General features: G+C 72.2%; 15 protein-coding genes. 10 read left to right on the forward strand and 5 right to left on the reverse strand.

What is annotated here, in order from left to right:
* The coding region (gene alr / locus FL311_RS30285; RefSeq protein WP_141330548.1) for an alanine racemase at positions 1-876 on the forward strand (876 nt) is incomplete at its 5' end.
* A 108-nt stretch (positions 877-984) separates the two neighbouring features.
* Here the strand turns inward: alr and FL311_RS30290 are convergent.
* Positions 985-1,980 carry a lysophospholipid acyltransferase family protein gene (locus FL311_RS30290; RefSeq protein WP_228557179.1) on the reverse strand — a complete coding sequence of 332 codons (996 nt, stop codon included), beginning with the start codon at positions 1,978-1,980 and terminating at the stop codon, positions 985-987.
* Positions 1,981-2,072: 92 nt separating this feature from the next.
* Here FL311_RS30290 and FL311_RS30295 point away from each other — a divergent pair, with 92 nt between their 5' ends.
* Positions 2,073-4,826: a M1 family metallopeptidase gene (locus tag FL311_RS30295; RefSeq protein ID WP_141330552.1), complete on the forward strand. Its 2,754-nt coding sequence runs from the start codon at positions 2,073-2,075 to the stop codon at positions 4,824-4,826.
* Positions 4,827-4,922: 96 nt separating this feature from the next.
* Here the strand turns inward: FL311_RS30295 and FL311_RS30300 are convergent, their stop codons facing one another.
* A complete protein-coding gene (locus tag FL311_RS30300; protein ID WP_141330554.1) occupies positions 4,923-5,675 on the reverse strand; it encodes an enoyl-CoA hydratase in 753 nt (250 codons plus the stop codon).
* Between the two features lie 89 nt (positions 5,676-5,764).
* The gene (locus tag FL311_RS30305) at positions 5,765-6,670 is read right to left on the reverse strand and encodes a ribose-phosphate pyrophosphokinase (protein WP_141330556.1); all 906 of its coding nucleotides are present in this window, start codon (positions 6,668-6,670) and stop codon (positions 5,765-5,767) included.
* Between the two features lie 136 nt (positions 6,671-6,806).
* On the opposite strand from FL311_RS30305, the gene FL311_RS30310 reads away from it, so the two are divergent.
* From FL311_RS30310 to orn, 3 genes are all read left to right on the forward strand, one after another.
* The gene (locus FL311_RS30310) at positions 6,807-7,493 is read left to right on the forward strand and encodes a phosphoribosyltransferase (RefSeq protein ID WP_141330558.1); all 687 of its coding nucleotides are present in this window, start codon (positions 6,807-6,809) and stop codon (positions 7,491-7,493) included.
* Positions 7,494-7,541: 48 nt separating this feature from the next.
* Positions 7,542-8,234, forward strand: a complete 693-nt coding sequence (locus tag FL311_RS30315; protein ID WP_141330560.1) for a dienelactone hydrolase family protein — start codon at positions 7,542-7,544, stop codon at positions 8,232-8,234.
* Between the two features lie 119 nt (positions 8,235-8,353).
* Complete coding sequence (orn, locus tag FL311_RS30320; RefSeq protein ID WP_046716931.1) at positions 8,354-8,905, forward strand: oligoribonuclease; 552 nt, start codon at positions 8,354-8,356, stop codon at positions 8,903-8,905.
* Positions 8,906-8,926: 21 nt separating this feature from the next.
* On the opposite strand, the gene FL311_RS30325 is transcribed toward orn, so the two are convergent.
* Both FL311_RS30325 and FL311_RS30330 read right to left on the reverse strand, forming a co-directional pair.
* Entirely contained in the window at positions 8,927-9,322 is a 396-nt protein-coding gene (locus tag FL311_RS30325; protein WP_141330562.1) for a response regulator, read from the reverse strand.
* Between the two features lie 163 nt (positions 9,323-9,485).
* Positions 9,486-11,030: an AMP-binding protein gene (locus FL311_RS30330; protein ID WP_141330564.1), complete on the reverse strand. Its 1,545-nt coding sequence runs from the start codon at positions 11,028-11,030 to the stop codon at positions 9,486-9,488.
* Positions 11,031-11,329: 299 nt separating this feature from the next.
* Between FL311_RS30330 and FL311_RS30335 the strand changes: the two genes are divergently transcribed.
* The 5 genes from FL311_RS30335 to FL311_RS30355 all read left to right on the forward strand — a co-directional run.
* Positions 11,330-12,574, forward strand: a complete 1,245-nt coding sequence (locus FL311_RS30335) for an efflux RND transporter periplasmic adaptor subunit (protein ID WP_141330566.1) — start codon at positions 11,330-11,332, stop codon at positions 12,572-12,574.
* Positions 12,571-13,338, forward strand: coding sequence for an ABC transporter ATP-binding protein (locus FL311_RS30340; protein ID WP_046716927.1), 768 nt, complete (start codon positions 12,571-12,573; stop codon positions 13,336-13,338). The genes FL311_RS30335 and FL311_RS30340 overlap by 4 nt, the downstream gene beginning before the upstream one ends.
* A 39-nt stretch (positions 13,339-13,377) precedes the next feature.
* Complete coding sequence (locus tag FL311_RS30345; RefSeq protein ID WP_153882709.1) at positions 13,378-13,548, forward strand: hypothetical protein; 171 nt, start codon at positions 13,378-13,380, stop codon at positions 13,546-13,548.
* A 20-nt stretch (positions 13,549-13,568) separates the two neighbouring features.
* Positions 13,569-14,246 (forward strand): ABC transporter ATP-binding protein, encoded by a 678-nt coding sequence (locus FL311_RS30350; protein ID WP_141330568.1) that lies wholly within the window; start codon positions 13,569-13,571, stop codon positions 14,244-14,246.
* Between the two features lie 19 nt (positions 14,247-14,265).
* Positions 14,266-16,468 (forward strand): ABC transporter permease (locus FL311_RS30355; protein WP_141330570.1); only part of this gene is annotated, 2,203 nt, incomplete at its 3' end.

Genomic DNA, 16,468 nt, shown 5'->3' on the forward strand with positions numbered 1-16,468 from the left:
GCGCGGGAGGGCGTGGAGGTGGTGGTGGCCGACCGTGGCTGGGAGGCCGCGGTGCCGGTGTTGCGCGCGGCGAGGCTGGCCCGGCCGCTGCGGGTCCACGTCCACATCGACACGGGCCTGGGGCGCGAGGGCTTCACGTTGGAGCAGCTGCCCGGGGAGACGCGCTTCCTCGTGGACGCGCGCGACGTGCTGGAGGTGGTGGGCGGGCTGAGCCACTTCGCCAACACGGAGGACGTGACGGAGCAGGGGTACGCGCTGGCGCAGGTGGACGCGTTCGAGACGGGGCTGGGGCTGCTGTCGGCGCAGCTGGGGACCGAGCGGGTGTTGCAGCGGCACATCGCCGCGAGCGCCGCGACGCTGGTGCTGCCCCGGGCGCGCTACGAGGCGCGGCGGGTGGGGATTTCGTTGTACGGGCTGTGGCCGTCGGCGGAGACGCGGCTGTCGGCGCGGCTGGTGCTGGGCGAGGTGCCGTCCTTGCGGCCGGTGTTGTCGTGGCGGTGCGGAAGCCAGGTGGTGAAGTGGCTGCCGGCGAATGCGTACGTGGGCTATGGCTGCACGTACCGGACGTCGGAGCCCACGCGCATCGCCGTATTGCCGGTGGGGTACTACGACGGCTACCCGAGGCTGGCGTCGGGCAAGGCGCACGTGCTGGTGAACGGGCGGCGGTGCGCGGTGCTGGGGCGCGTGATGATGAACCACCTCATCGTGGACGTGACGCGGGCGACGCCGGACGAGCGCCCCGTGACGGCGACGCTGCTGGGGCGCGACGGCGAGGAGTCCATCACCGCGGAGGCGCTCGCGGGCTGGGCGCAGACCATCCACTACGAGGTCGTCACGCGCCTGGGCGCGCACCTGCGGCGCGTGGTGGTGGAGTAGGGCCCGGCCAGCGCTGCTGGCCCGTCACAGCGGGCGCCAGGCGCCGCCCGGGGTTCGCGCCGCGGCATCATGTGGCCGCGCGATGGGGGGCGGCTGAGCGCGCGCGCGTCAGCGCTTCGCGTCCGTCGCCGCGGGCGGCTGCACCTTCCAGCGGCGGTGCAGCCACATCCACTGGTCGGGGTACTTGCGGATGCAGCGCTCCAGCGCGGCGGTGATGCGCGCGGTGTGCTCCGTCACCGGGTCCGCGCACTCACCGGGCGCGGGCGCCGGGATGGGGCCCTCCACCTCCAGCCGGAAGCGCGCGCCCTTGCCGCTGCGCACGCCCATCACCACGAACACCGGCGCGCCCGTGCGCTGCGCGGCCACCGCGCACGCGGGCGTGGTGGACGCGAGCCGACCGAAGAACGGCACGAACACCGCCGCCTTCGCCGGCAGCGCCTGGTCCAGCAACATGTAGGGCGACTCGCCGCGCTCCACCGCGTCCGAAATCTCCTGGATGGCGCCGCGCGGATAGATGAGCCCCGCTCCGCAGCCCAGCCGGTTCTCCGCGATGCGCGTGTTGAGCGCGCCCTTGAGCGGACGCACCAGCGCATCCAGGGGAACGCCCCAGCGAATCAGCATGTCGCCGAGCAGCTCCCAGTTGCCGAAGTGCGCGGTCACCATCAACGCGCCCTTGCCCGTGGCCACCCGCGCGCGCAGCGCGTCCCACGCCTCCTGCCCCACCACGCCCTGCTCGCCCCAGTCCGCGGGCAGCCGGTCCCCCGCGGGAATTGACTCCAGCACCACGCGCGACATGTTGATGTACGCGCCCCGCGCGATGTCGCGGCGCTCCGCGTCGGTCTTCTCCGGCATCGCGTGCGCCAGGTTGTCGAGCGCCACGCGGCGACGGATGCCCAGCGTGTACGCCAGGTTGCCGACGAAGCGTGCGAGCGCGTCACGTGACGTGGGCGACAGCCAGGTGACGAAGGCGAAGACGAAGCGCGTCAGGAACTTCACCAGCGCGCCGGGCGGTGTGCCGACGATGCGGCGCAGGTGCTCCGCGGGCTGCTTCTGGGCGTTCGTTACCGGGACGGCGTGGTCGGAAATGGGAGCGGAGGCGGACACGCGGGCACTCCACCCCGAAGTGAAGTTTCCGGCAAGGACACACTCGCGCTCGGCGCTACCCTGGCTGCTCGGCATGAGACACACTGCGCGCCATGCCCAACCTGCTCCGTCCGGTGGCGCTGGCCACCGTTGCCCTGTTGTCCGCATGCGGTGCCCGGCAGACTCCGCCGGCCACCGAGCCCGTGGCGACCGCCGCCGAGGCTCCCTCCACCGCGGCCCCCACGCCGCCCACGCTGCGCCTGCCCAAGGACGTGCGTCCCAAGGGCTACGCCGTGGAGCTCACCCTGGACCCGAAGGCCTCCGCCTTCCAGGGCGTGGCGGAGATCGGCCTCGACGTGTCGAAGCCCACCACCGTCGTGTGGCTGCACGGCAAGAACCTCACCGTGAAGCAGGCCACGCTGACGCAGGGAGGCACGCCGCGCGAGGCGACCGTGCACAAGAGCGAGGCGGGGGACTTCCTGGGCTTCTCCGTGAAGGAGCCGCTGACGCTGGGCACCGCGAAGCTGCGCATCGTCTACGAGGGCGTCGCCTCCGAGAAGGAGACGGACGGCGCCTTCCGCGTGAACGAGGGCGGTGACTGGTATGTCTTCACCCAGTTCGAGCCCATCGACGCGCGCCGCGTGTTCCCGTGCTTCGACGAGCCCGAGTTCAAGGTGCCCTGGCAGTTCACCTTCCACGTGCCCGCGGGCAACGTGGCCGTCACCAACACGCCGCAGCTGGGCGAGGAGGCCCGCCCCGACGGCGGCCGCACCTACCGCTTCGGCCGCACGCAGCCGTTGCCCAGCTACCTCATCGCCTTCGGCGTGGGCCCGTTCGACTTCCTGGAGGCGGCCGACTCCGGACAGAAGAAGGTGAAGACGCGCATCATCACCCCGCGCGGCCGCACCGTGGAGGGCACGTACGCCGCCAAGGTGACGCCCGAAATCCTCGCCGCGCTGGAGGCGTACTTCGGCATCCCCTACGCGTACGAGAAGCTGGACGTCATCGCGGTGCCGCTGCTCGGCGGCGCCATGGAGCACCCGGGCCTGGTGACGTTCAACTCGCGGCTCATGCTGTCCAAGCCGGAGGAGGACTCCATCAGCCGCCAGCGCGCCTTCTCGGAGACGCAGGTGCACGAGCTGGGGCACCAGTGGTTCGGCAACCTCGTCACCCTGGCGTGGTGGGACGACCTGTGGCTCAACGAGTCCTTCGCGTCCTGGGTGACGCCGCGCATCGTCGAGTCCTGGCAGCCGACGTGGGACGCGCCGGTGGAGCGCGTGCAGGACCGCAGCCGCTCGCTGGACTCCGACAGCCTCTTGTCCGCGCGCCGCATCCGCCAGCCCATCGACAGCGCCAATGACATCCACAACGCCTTCGACGGCATCACCTACGGCAAGGGCTCCGCGGTGCTGACCATGACGGAGGAGTGGCTGGGGCGCGAGGTGTTCCGCAAGGGCATCCAGCGCTACATGAAGAAGCACGCGCACGCCAACGCCACGGCGAAGGACTTCCTGGATGCGCTGTCTGCGGAGGCCGGGCAGGACGTCACGGGCGTCTTGAGCACGTTCCTGGACCAGGGCGGCGCGCCGCTGGTGACGGCGACGCTCGAGTGTGGCGCGGGCCAGCCCAAGGTGGTGCTCACCCAGCAGCGCTACCTGCGCCTGGGCTCGAAGGCGCCGGGGCCGCAGACGTGGAAGGTGCCCGTGTGCGTGAAGTACGCGGTGGGCAACAACAAGGACGCGAAGGCGTGCACGGTGCTGGAGGGCGAGCGCGCCGAGGTGGCCCTGACGGAGGCGAAGACGTGCCCGGCCTGGGTGTTCCCCAACGCGGAGGGCGCGGGGTTCTTCCGCATCCAGCTTGCGGGCGAGGCGGCGAAGAAGCTGACCAAGGCGGGCATGGCGAAGCTGTCGCGCGCGGAGCGGGTGGCGCTGCTGGGCGACGTGCGGGCGCTGGCGCTGGCCGGGGCGCTGCCGGCCTCGGAGGCGCTGGCCCTGGCGGAGCGCTCGGCGCACGACCCGGACCGGGCCATCGTCGAGAGCACCATGGAGGTGCTGGACCTGGTGAGCATGAGGCTCTTGCCGGAGAGCCGTCAGGCGGACCGGGCGCGCTTCCTGCGTGAGACCTATGGCCCCCGGGCCCGGGAGCTGGGCTTCGTGCCGCGCAAGGGCGAGAGCGAGGACACGCGGCTGTTGCGTCCCCGCGTGATTCGCCTCGCGGGCCGCGACGGCGCGGACCCGAAGCTGGTGGCGGAGGCGAAGGGGCTCGCGGACAAGTGGCTCACCAACCCCGCGGCGGTGGACCCGGAGATGGTGGACGCGGTGCTCTCCATCGCCGCGGCGCACGGGGACGCGGCCTTCCAGCAGAAGCTGCTGACGGCGGTGCGCGCGGAGAAGGACCGCTCGCGGCGCGGGGAGATGATCTTCGCGCTGAGCGGCTTCACGGACCCGGAGCTGGTGAAGCAGAACCTGGGGCTCGTCTTCGAGAAGGGGATGGACCCGCGCGAGACGGTGTGGATGGCGTTCGCGGCCTCGCAGCACGTGAAGACGCAGGGCGTGGCGTTCGACTTCGTGACGAAGAACTACGACAAGCTCGTGGGCGACTCGCCGGACGCGCTCCTGCCGCAGGACGCGGCGGGGCGGCTGTCCTTCGTGGGCCGCGCGTTCTGCGGTGAGGAGCAGCGCAAGGCGCTGGCGGACTTCTTCACGCCGCGCGCCGAGAAGGCCCCGGGTGGGCCTCGCACGCTGGCGCAGGTGCTGGAGTCGGTGGACCAGTGCGTGGCGCTGAAGGCCGCGCAGGCCCAGAGCGTCGAGTCGTTCCTCGACGGCCGTGTCACCCACCCCCAGCCGAAGCTGCAGAAGACGCGCTGAGCTCGGCGTCACGCAAGCCCGGAGGGCCTTCGCGGCCTTCCGGGCGGGCAGGCCCCGCGACGTCGCGCGCGGGGCCTGTCGTCGCGGGCGGGCCGACTACTTCCGGCCGCGCGACATGAACGCCATGAAGGCCTCCTGGGCCTCCGTGGAGCCCAGGCGCTCGATGAACTTCGCGCCCTCGCGCGCGAGCGTGGCGTGGGTCTGCTCGCGCAGCGGGCCGCGAATCAGCTCCTTCGTCACGCGCACGGCCTCGGCGGGGCGGGAAGCCAGGGTGCGGGCGCGCTCGGTGGCGACCTCGTGGAGGCTCGCGTCGGGGACGACCTTGTTGATGATGCCGGCGCGCAGGGCGGTGGCCGCGTCGAAGGGCTCGCCGAACAGGAGCAGCTCGCTGGCCAGCGCGTAGCCGGCCATGCGCGGCAACAGCAGGCTGCTGGCGCCCTCGGCGCACAGGCCCAGCTGCACGAAGGGCATGTGGAAGCGGGCGCGCTCGGTGGCGATGACGTAGTCACAGTGCAGCAGCATGGTGGTGCCGATGCCCACCGCCGGGCCGTCCACCGCCGCGAGCACGGGCTTGGGCGCGTCCACCAGGGCCTTGAGGAAGAGGAACACGGCGCTGTCCTCGCCCGCGGGCGGGTGCTCCATGAAGTCGCCGATGTCGTTGCCCGCGGTGAAGACGGTGCCGGCGCCGATGAGCAGCACCGCGCGGACCTCGTCGTCCGTCGCCGCCTGCTGGAGCGCGGCGGTGGCCGCCTCGTACATCGCATGCGTGAAGGCGTTCTTCTTCTCGGGTCGGTTGAAGGTGAGGGTGAGGACCCCCGCTTCCCGCTTCGTCAGCAACGTGTCGGACATGGCGCCGGAGCCTAGACCGACTCGCGCCGGCGCGCGGGCGGAACTTGCGGCCCGCCCCGCGTGTGCTCCGTCTCCCTACGCGAAGCGGCTCAGGGCCGCAGCGCGCGGGCCACCAGCGGCGCGAGCGTCACCACCCTGTGCTCGAAGGGCAGCCCCGAGCGCGGCTCCACGCTGTCGGTGGAGACCAGCTGCCCCAGGGGCAGCGTGCGCAGGCGCTCCACCGCCGGGCCCACGAGCAGCGCGTGCGTCGTCACCACCGTGAGGTCGTCCGCGCAGCCCGCGTCGCGCAGCGTGCCCGCCGCCGCCACCAGCGTGCCGCCGGTGGACACCATGTCGTCGACCAGGATGGGGCGCTTGCCCCGCACCTCGCCCATGAGGCCGCTGGCGTGCACCTGGTCCCCGCTCAAGCGCACCTTGTGAATCACCGCCCAGGGACGCCCGAGCAGCCGCGCCAGCGCCTCCGCGCGCTTCACCGCGCCCAGGTCTGGCGCCACCACCACGGACGTGTCGCTCACCCTGGGCAAGAGCGCGTCCGCGAGCAGCGGCAGCGCGGTGAGGTGCTCCAGGGGCGAGTCGAAGCACCCCTCCAGCGCGGGGCTGTGCAGGTCCACCACCAGCACCCGCGCGAAGCGGCCCTGGGACAGCATGTCCGCCACCAGCCGGCCCCCCAGGGGCTCGCCGGGCCGGGCGCGCCGGTCCTGCCGCGCGTAGCCCAGGTAGGGCACCACCGCCTCCAGCCGCGCCGCCCCGGCCCGCCAGCACGCGTCCGCCATCAGGAGCAGCTCCAGCAGGTGCTCCCCCGCGGGCGGCGTCAGCGACTGCACCAGCACCACCGTGCGGCCCCGCACCGAGGCGGGCACCTCCAGGTGCATCTCTCCATCCGGGAAGCGCTCGAAGTGACAGTCGGCGAGGGGCACGCCCAGGGCCAGGGCGAGCTCCCGTCCGAGGTGCGGACTGGCGGTGCCGGTGAGGAGGATGGGGTCCATGGGCCGCACCCTAGCGCGCCCGGTGCCCCGGAGCGCGGGCCCCCGCCGTCCGCCCCGGGCACATGCCTCCAGGCGGGCCGTGGGCCGCCCCTCCGGCGCAAGCAGGCCGGGCCGTGCTTTTCCTTGGGAGCAAGGAGGATGACGCATGCGCTTTCGCGACAGGGCCGATGCCGGACGCAGGCTGGCGGCCACGCTCTTGCCCTACCGGGGCTCCAACGTGCGCGTGTTGGGGCTGGCCCGGGGCGGCGTCCGGGTGGCGTACGAGGTGGCCCGCGCGTTGGAGGTCCCCCTGGACATCTGGGTCTCGCGCAGGCTGAGCATCCCCGGCCGGGTGATGACGCTGGGCGCGGTCTCCGAGAACGGCGCCCGGTTCCTGCTCTCGGATTCCCTGCGCCTTCTGCCCATGCCCCGCGCGGAGGTCGACGCGCTGGTGTCCGACGAGGCGTCCGAGGTGGAGGCGCAGGTGCGGCGCCTGCGCGGGCGGGCCCAACCGGAGCTGGGGGGCTGCACGGTGCTCCTGGTGGATGACGGCGTGCTGACGGGCGCCACGGCCGCCGCCGCGCTCGTCGCCTTGCGACAGTTGCACCCGGCGCGCCTGGTGATGGCCACGCCCGTGGCGTCGCCGCGAGGGCTGGAGGTGGTGCGCGCGGAGGCGGACCAGGTGTCGTGCGTGGAGACGGAGCCGGGCCTGCGCACCGTGTCCGAGGCGTACGACGACTTCCGCGCGTTCCCGGACGTGGAGCTGCAGAGCCTGGTGGAGCGCTCGCGCCAGCCGCCGTGGCGCTCGCGCTCGGTGCTGGAGTCCGCGGACCCGGGCGGCTCCTGGATGTGAGTCGTGACGCGTTCTGGAGTCCCCCCGCAATCCAAGAGGTCCGCCGCGATGACGACCGAGGTCAGCCTGGACGTGGACGTTCGCGAGGTGAAGGTCCGCTCCGGCCACGCGGAGCTGGGAGGCAGCCTGGGGGTTCCGCCCGGCGCGCGCGGGCTGGTGGTCTTCGCGCACGGCAGTGGAAGCAGCCGGTTCAGCCCGCGCAACATCGCCGTCGCGCGCGGCCTGCGCGAGGCGGGGCTGGGCACGCTGCTGGTCGATCTGCTCGCCGAGGACGAGGAGGCGATGGACCTGGGCACCGGCGAGCTGCGCTTCGACATCCCGTTCCTCGCGCGGCGGCTCATCGCGGTGACGCGCTGGGCGCGCGCGCAGCCGGAGCTCGCGGGGCTGGGCCTGGGCTACTTCGGCTCCAGCACGGGCGCGGCGGCGGCGCTGCTGGCGGCGGCACTGCATCCCGGGGACGTCCAGGCGGTGGTGTCGCGCGGCGGCAGGCCCGAGCTGGCCGGGCCCGCGCTCGGGCGGGTGCGCGCGCCCACGCTCCTCTTGGTGGGGAGCCTGGACGTGGACGTGCTCGAGCTGAACCAGGAGGCGTTCGACGAGCTGCTCTGCGCCAAGTCCCTGGTCGTCATCCCCGGCGCCACGCACCTGTTCGAGGAGCCTGGCGCGCTGGGGGACGTGGCGCGCCGCGCGGCCGACTGGTTCTCCCGCCACCTGGACGCCCCGGGGTTCGCCGCGCGCGAGTGACGACGTCCAGGGGACTCGCGGTGCGAAGGCGCGCGGACGGGCCGTGGACCGTCGGGGGCTCGCGCCGGAGCCAAGCTTTGGCGCACCGCCCGGACGCGCGGGCTGCTATAGGCGGGTGCATGCCCTCGCGTGAACCACGCTTCGTCTGGTTGGACCTGGAGATGACCGGGTTGGACCCCGAGTCCTGCGCCATCATCGAGATTGGCGTCATCATCACTGGCCCCGACCTGCGCCCGCTCGCGGAAATCGAGCGGGTCATCTGGCAGCCGGAGGAGGTGCTGCTGCGCATGGAGCCCGTCGTGCGCGAGATGCACACGCGCAACGGCCTCCTGGAGAAGGTGCGCGCCTCCAGCACCTCGCTGCGCGTGGCCGAGCGCGAGGTGACGGCGCTGGTGGCCGAGCACTGCCCGCTGGGCGAGGGCGTGCTGGCCGGCAACTCCATCCACACCGACCGCCGCTTCCTGTTCCAGTACATGCCGCTGCTCGAGCGCTACCTGCACTACCGCATGGTGGACGTCACGAGCCTCAAGGTCCTCACGCGCGCCTGGTACCCGAACCTCGTCGAGCCGCGCAAGCCGCCCTCCGGGCACACCGCGCTCGCGGACCTGCGCTCGAGCATCAACGAGCTCCAGTACTACCGGGACACGCTCTTCCGCGCGACGCCGGGCTGAGCGGCGTCACGCTCGAGGGCCTCAGCCCTGGGAGCCCTCGCCGCTCCCGGGCACGGGCCCGTTGGGGCCGCCCAAGAGCTCGCTGATGGTGTCCAGCAGCAGGTCCAGCTCGAAGGGCTTGGCCAGGAACCTCGCGCTGGAGCGCCGCTCCTCGTCGGAGATGCGCCCGGCGCTCATGACGACGACGGGGATGGACTTCAGGGCGGGGTCGTCGCGCATGCGGCGCAGCATCTCCCGCCCGTCCATCACCGGCATCATCAGGTCCAGCAGCACCAGGTCCGGCTTGATGTCCGCCATCCGCTGGAGCCCCTCCGCGCCGTTGAAGGCGGTGAGGATGCCGTAGCCCTCCACGGAGAGGATGTCCTGGAGCGCCTCGACGATGGCCAGCTCGTCATCGACGATGAGCAGCCGCTTCATCGAAGCCCTCCCTCCCTTCGCCAGGCGCCCTCGGCGCGCTCATGGGCCGCATCTCGCCAGACGTCATTCCACCCGCGCGCCCCTGGGCGCAAAGCTAGGGGAAAGTCCGGCGCAAGCCACGCATTTGCGTGAGGTGTGTTCGGAATATTGCGCTCGAGGTGGCTCACCGCAGGCGCGCTCGCAGCAGGTGTTTCTGCACCTTGCCCAGCGCGTTTCGCGGCAGGGAGTCCATGAAGACGACGCGGCGGGGCTTCTTGAAGCTGGCCAGCCGGTCCTTGCACCACTCCACCAGCGCCTGGGCCTCCGGGGCGTGCACGCCCGGCGGGGGCACCACCACGGCGACCACCTGCTCGCCGTAGTCCGCGTCCGGCAGGCCCAGCACCGCCACCTCGGCCACGCCCGGGTGGGTGGCGAGCACCTCCTCCACCTCGCGCGGGTACACGTTGAAGCCCCCGCAGATGATGAGCTCGCGCGCCCGCCCGGTGATGCGCAGGTAGCCGTCCGCGTCGAGCTCGCCCAGGTCCCCGGTGTGGAACCACCCCTCCGAGTCGAACGACTCGCTCGTCGCGTCCGGACGCCGCCAGTAGCCGGCGAAGACGTGGGGGCCGCGGACCTCGATTTCCCCCGTCTCGCCCTGGGGCAGCGGGCGGCGGGTGCGCACGTCCACCACGCGGGCCTCCTGGCCGGGGAAGGGGAAGCCCACCGTGCCGGGACGGCGCTCGCCGTCGTACGGGTTGGTGGTGTTCATGATGGTTTCCGTCATGCCGTAGCGCTCGAGGATGCGCGCGCCGAAGTCGTGCTCGATGTCATGGAACAGCTGGGGGCTCAGGGGCGCCGAGCCGGAGACCCAGAGCCTCAGCTCCCGGGGCTTCACGCCCGTGCGTCGCGACTCCTCCAGCAAGCGTCCATACATGGTGGGCACACCAAAGAACATCGTCAGCGACGTGTCATCGCGCAACGTCGCCAGCGCGTCGGTGGCCACGAAGCGCCGGTGCAGCTCCAGGCTCGCGCCCGTGTACAGCGTGCCGTGCAGGCCCACCATCAAGCCGTGCGTGTGGAACAACGGCAGGGTGTGCAGCAGCCGGTCCGCCGCCGTCCACCGCCACGCCTCGGTGACGGCCTTGACGTTGGCCAGCAGGTTCCTGTGCAGCAGCATGGCGCCCTTGGAGCGCCCCGTGGTGCCGGACGTGTAGCCCAGCACCGCCAGGTCCTCGGGTCGCGGCAGCGCCAGCGCCAGCGTGGACTGGCTGCCCTCGGTGACGAGCGTGTCGAAGTCGATGACCTCCAGCGACGCGGGCGGCGTCACCGTGGGCGCCTCCACCGTCACCAGCCACTGCAGCGTGGGCAGCTGCTCGCGCAGCGGCGCCAGCTCCGCCACGCCCGCCGCGCCGGTGACACACGTGTGCACCTCCGCGTCCGCCAGGATGTGGGCCAGCTCCACCTGGCGATACGCCGTGTTCACCAGCACCACCACGCCCCCCGCGTACTGCACGCCCAGGTAGGCGACGATGAAGCTCGGGCTGTTCTCCAGGAAGAGCGCCACGCGCTCGCCCGGTTGCAGGCCGCGCTGGCGAAGTCCCCGGGCGAGCGCCGCGACGCGGGCGGCCAGCTCTCCGTAGGAGGTCGACTCACGCTCGAACGTGAGCAGCGGCCGTGCTGGCGCGCCGTGGGCGTGGTCCAGGAAGGCCTCGAGCAGGGACGAAGTCATTCGCACCGCAGCCTACTGCCGTGGCTTCGTCTGGGAACAAGCTGTGAGTCAATTTTGACGCTCTAGAATGGTATTAACTGCATAGTCTGTAATTCTAGTCGACGCTGACCTCACCCGGGAGACGGGGAGTGTTTGCCGGGCCGGACCCCACGCGCATCGGGGGCGCGCGGTTGTTCGCTTCTGGGACATCACTTCGCGGAAGCGGGCACGGCCTGGGGCGAGAAAGGCCCTGCCTCCAACGATTCTGTGGGGTTGGTGCGCGAGGAGGTGTTGGCACGCGGCTCGCTCTAGGGCCTGGCGTGGACATTCCCAAAGCCAAGAAGCCTCGCCGCAAGCCCTGGGTCTTCGCCATCGGAGGCGCGCTCGCCCTCATCCTCGTCACGGTGGGGCTGGGCCGGCTGCGTCCCGCGGCGCCGTCGGTGGACCGGGCCTCGGTGTGGTTGGACACGGTGAAGCGCGGCCCCATGGTGCGCCAGGTGAAGGGCGCGGGCACGCTGGTGCCCGAGTACATCCGCTGGCTGACGGCGGACACGGCGGGGCGCGTGGAGCGCATCCACGTGCGGCCCGGCGCCGAGGTGAAGGCGGACACGCTCCTGATGGAGCTGTCCAACCCGGACGTGCAGCTGCAGATGCTGGAGGCCGAGCGGCAGCTGGCGAGCGCGGAGGCCGAGTACATCCAGATGCGGATGACGCTGGAGACGCAGCGGCTGGCGCAGGAGGCGACGGTGGAGACGCTCACCGCGGAGTCCTCGGACGCCGCGCGCCGGGCGTCGGCGAACACGGCGCTGGCCCAGAAGGACCTCATCCCCGCGCTCGAGGCCCGGCAGCAGGGTGAGAAGGCGGGCGAGCTGACGCGCCGGCTGGACTTGGAGCGCAAGAAGCTGACCGTGGTCGCCGCGAGCATGAAGGACCAGCTGGCCGCGCAGGCCGGACAGGTCGAGCGGTTGAAAGCGGTCGCGCGCTTCCGTCGTACCCAGGTGGACTCGATGAAGGTGGTCGCCGGGGAGGATGGCGTGCTGCAGGAGCTGCCGTTGGAGCTCGGCCAGTGGGTGACGCCGGGCGTGCTGCTGGCGAAGGTGGTGAAGCCCGAGCGGCTCAAGGCGGAGCTGAGAATCGCCGAGACGCAGGCGCGCGACATCGTCCAGGGCCAGAAGGCGCTGGTGGACACGCGCAACGGCGTCGTCGAGGGCACGGTGGCGCGCGTGGCGCCGGCGGCCAGCCAGGGCACGGTGCGGGTGGAGGTGTCCCTGCCGGCCCAGCTTCCCCGGGGCGCGCGGCCGGATCTCACGGTGGAGGGCACGGTGGAGCTGGAGCGGCTGGCCAACGTGCTGTCGGTGGGGCGCCCGGCGGGCGCGCAGCCCAACGGGACGATGTCGCTCTTCCGTTTGATGCCGGGAAGCGACGAGGCCGTGCGGGTGCCGGTGCAGCTGGGCCGGGGCTCGGTGAATGCCGTGGAGGTGCTCCAGGGCCTCGCGGAAGGTGACCAGGTGGTGCTCTCTGACATGGCCGCGTGGGACGCGGTGGAGCGGGTGAGATTGCGATGACGACGACGACGAGCAGTGTGGAGACCCCCGCTTCCGAGGACGCGGCGGTGCTTTCGGGTGGGCCCAAGGCGGACCCGAACAAGGCCCTCATCACGCTGGAGGGGCTGACGAAGGTGTTCGAGACGGAGGAGGTGGAGACGCACGCGCTCTCCAACATCCACCTCAACATCCGCCAGGGTGAGTGGGTGGCCATCGTCGGCCCGTCGGGCTCGGGCAAGTCGACGCTGCTGGCGGTGCTGGGGTTGCTCGACACGACGACGCGCGGCACGTACCTGCTGGACGGCAAGAGCGTGCTGGACCTGTCCGCCACGGACCGCGCGCTGGTGCGCAACCGGCACATCGGCTTCATCTTCCAGAGCTTCAACCTCATCGGCGATTTGACGGTGTTCGAGAACGTGGAGCTGCCGCTGACGTACCGGGGCATGCCCGCCGCCGAGCGCAAGCAGCGGGTGGAGCGGGCGCTGGAGAAGGTGGGCATGGCGCACCGCGCGCGGCACATGCCGGGGCAGCTCTCCGGTGGTCAGCAGCAGCGCGTCGCCGTGGCGCGCGCGGTGGCGGGCGACCCGCTCATCCTGCTGGCGGACGAGCCCACCGGTAACCTCGACTCGAAGAACGGCGAGGCGGTGATGCAGCTGCTCTCCGAGCTGCACAAGGCGGGCGCCACCATCTGCATGGTGACGCACGACCCCGCGCACGCGCGCACCGCCACGCGCACGGTGAGCCTCTTCGACGGCCGCATCGTGCAGGACGAGCAGCGCCGCTGACCGCCCGTCGTCCCCTTCGCCACGCGGACTCCCCCGCCCATGGAAGACCTTCTTCAGGATGTCCGCCAGGGGCTGGGCGCGGCGCGCTCGGACGTGCTGGTGCCGCGCCAGGGGTTGTCGCTGGGCCCCCGCGCACCTCGTGCGCTCGCTCCTGGACGGCGTGGCGGCGTACGACGCGTGGACCCCATCATCTCCTTTCGCTCCGAGTGAGCACGAAAGAAGCACGCACCATGTCCTCTCCCCTCATCTGCCTGCGCCAGGTCGAGAAGTCCTATCCCCTGGCGGGCGGCCGCACCTGGGTGCTGCGCAACATCGACCTGGACATCCAGGCCGGCGAGTTCGTCACGCTGATGGGCCCCTCCGGCGCGGGCAAGTCCACGCTGTTGTCCGTGCTGGGCATGCTCGACGCCGAGTGGAAGGGTGAGTACGTCCTGGACGGTCAGGCCGTGCACGCGATGAAGCCCAAGGAGCGCGGGGAGCTGTCACGGCGCACCATCGGCTTCGTGTTCCAGCAGTACCACCTGCTCGACAACCTCACGGTGGCCGAGAACCTGGAGGTGCCGCTGTCCTACCGCAACCTCAAGCGCGGTGAGCGCGAGGCGCTGGTGGGCGACATGCTGGACCGCTTCCAGCTGGTGGGGAAGAAGGACCTGTTCCCCTCGCAGCTCTCCGGCGGTCAGCAGCAGCTGGTGGGCATCGCCCGCGCGCTCATCGCCGCGCCCAAGATTCTGTTGGCGGACGAGCCCACGGGCAACCTCCACTCGGCGCAGGCGAAGCACATCATGGAGGTGTTCCAGACGCTCAACCAGCAGGGCACCACCATCATCCAGGTGACGCACTCGGAGGCCAACGCGGCCTACGGCCACCGCATCATCCAGCTCGCCGACGGCTGGCTCCAGAAGCCCTGAGACTTTCGCGAGGAACCCCATGCTGAGCGACGTGTCGATGGACGTGAAGTACGCCTTGCGGACGATGCGCCAGTCGCCCGTCTTCACGGTGGCGGCGGTGCTGGTGTTGACGCTGGGCATCGGCGTGACGACGGCGCTGTTCAGCGTCGTGGACGCGGTGCTGCTGCGCCCCTTGCCGTTCCCGGAGCCTGAGCGGTTGGTGGTGCTGTCCAACGCGCGGCCCGGGAAGTCCCTGGCGCGCTACAGTCTGCCCAACTACGAGGACGTCGCGCGGCGCTCCACGCAGCTGCGCTCGATGACCGCGTACGGCCAGCGGCTGATGAACCTCACCGGCCAGGGTGACGCCGAGCAGCTGCGCGGCGCGGTGGTGGTGGGGGACTTCTTCGGGGCCTTCGGTACGAAGCCGATGCTGGGCAGGACCTTCGCGCCCGAGGAGCGCGCCGCGCCGCTGACCGTCATCTCGTACGCGCGCTGGCTGAAGGAGGGCGGCGGCGCGGGCGTGCTGGGCCGCACGCTGACGCTGGGCGGTCAGCCCTACACGGTGATTGGGGTGATGCCGCCGTCCTTCGACGCGCCCTCCCTCACCACCGAGGTCTGGGTGCCCTTCGACAGCCTGCCGGGCGCGGCCACGTCGGATGAGCGCACGCAGCGGGGCTTCCGCTCCTTCGCCGTCGCGGCGAGGCTGGCCCAGGGCGCGACGCTCGAGTCGGCCCGGCACGAGCTGGAGGGCCTGCGCGAGGAGCTGCTCGCGCGGGACGACACCACCCTGGGGTTGCGGGTGGTCCGCTACGACGAGCACCTCACCCAGGGCGTCAGCCTGCTGCTGTGGGTGATGCTGGGCGCGGTGTCCCTGGTGCTGCTGCTGGCGGCGGCCAACGTGGCGCACCTGCAGCTCGCGCGGGCGGCGGCGCGGCAGCGGGAGCTGGGCATCCGCGTGGCGCTGGGCGCCGGGCGTGGCCGGCTGATGCGTCAGCTCCTCACGGAGAGCGTGCTGCTGGCGCTGATGGGCGGGGTGGGCGGCGTGCTGCTGGCGCTGTGGGCCACTGATGTGTTGATGGCGCTGGGCGCCGACAAGCTGCCCCGCTCGGGCGAGGTGGTGGTGCAGGGCCGCGTGCTCGTCTTCGCGCTGGCGGTGACGCTGACCACGGGCGTGGGCGTGGGGCTGGTGCCGGCGCTCCAGCGCACGCAGCTGTCGCCGGCGACGGTGCTGGGGCGCGGAGCGACGGAGACGTCCCGCGGGCGCACGCACGCGGTGCTGGTGGTGGCGGAGGTGGCGCTCGCGCTGATGCTCGTCACCGCGGCGGGGTTGATGCTCAAGAGCTTCTGGCGGATGTACCAGTCCGACCCGGGCCTGGACCCGGCGGGCGTCTTCGTGGCCCGGCTGGCGCTGCCGCAGGGGCGCTATGACACGCCGGAGCGGACGGAGGCCTTCCACCGGGAGCTGACGGCGCGGCTGTCCGCGCGTCCGGAGGTCGCTGGCGTGGGCGTGGGCGAGAGCCTTCCGGCGGGGGGCTCCATCTCGCGCTCGGGCTACTGGAAGGAGGGCTCCGAGGACCCGCCCGTGCGTCCCGACGCGCTCATCAACGCCGCCACGCCGGGCTTCCTGGAGGCGCTGCGCGTGCCGCTGCGGGCGGGGCGGCTCCTGACGGAGGCGGACGGAGCGAAGGCGCCCCGGGTCGCGGTGGTGAGCGAGCGCTTCGCGCGCGAGGTCTTCCCGGACCAGGACCCGATTGGCCGCCGCATCTCCTTCGGAGGTGACGACGAGCAGGGCAACCCGCTGTGGACGACGGTGGTGGGCGTGGTGGCGGACGTGGCGTACGCGGGTGTGGAGACGGGGCACGAGCCCACCGCGTACGTCCCCATGGCGCAGGAGCCGGCGACGGACGGGCAGCTCGCGGTGCGGGCGGCGCCAGGCCTGGACCCGAGGACGTTGGAGTCGGTGGTGCGCGAGGAGCTGCGCGCGGTGGACTCCTCGGTGGCGCTGGCGCGCGCGAGCACGCTGGAGGAGCGGCTGGCGATGGACTTGGGACAGCCGCGCTTCCGGGCGGTGCTGCTGGGGGCCTTCGGCGTGCTGGCGCTGGTGCTCGCGGCGGTGGGCATCTACGGCGTGATGTCCTACTCGGTGGCGCAGCGTTCGCACGAGATGGGGGTGCGGCTGGCGCTGGGCGCGCGCGGCGTGGATGTGCTGTGGCTGGTGGTGGGGCAGGCGCTGCGGCGGGTGG

Origin of the sequence: Myxococcus sp. AB025B (genome assembly GCF_006518215.1) — a bacterium.
GTDB lineage: Bacteria > Myxococcota > Myxococcia > Myxococcales > Myxococcaceae > Myxococcus > Myxococcus fulvus.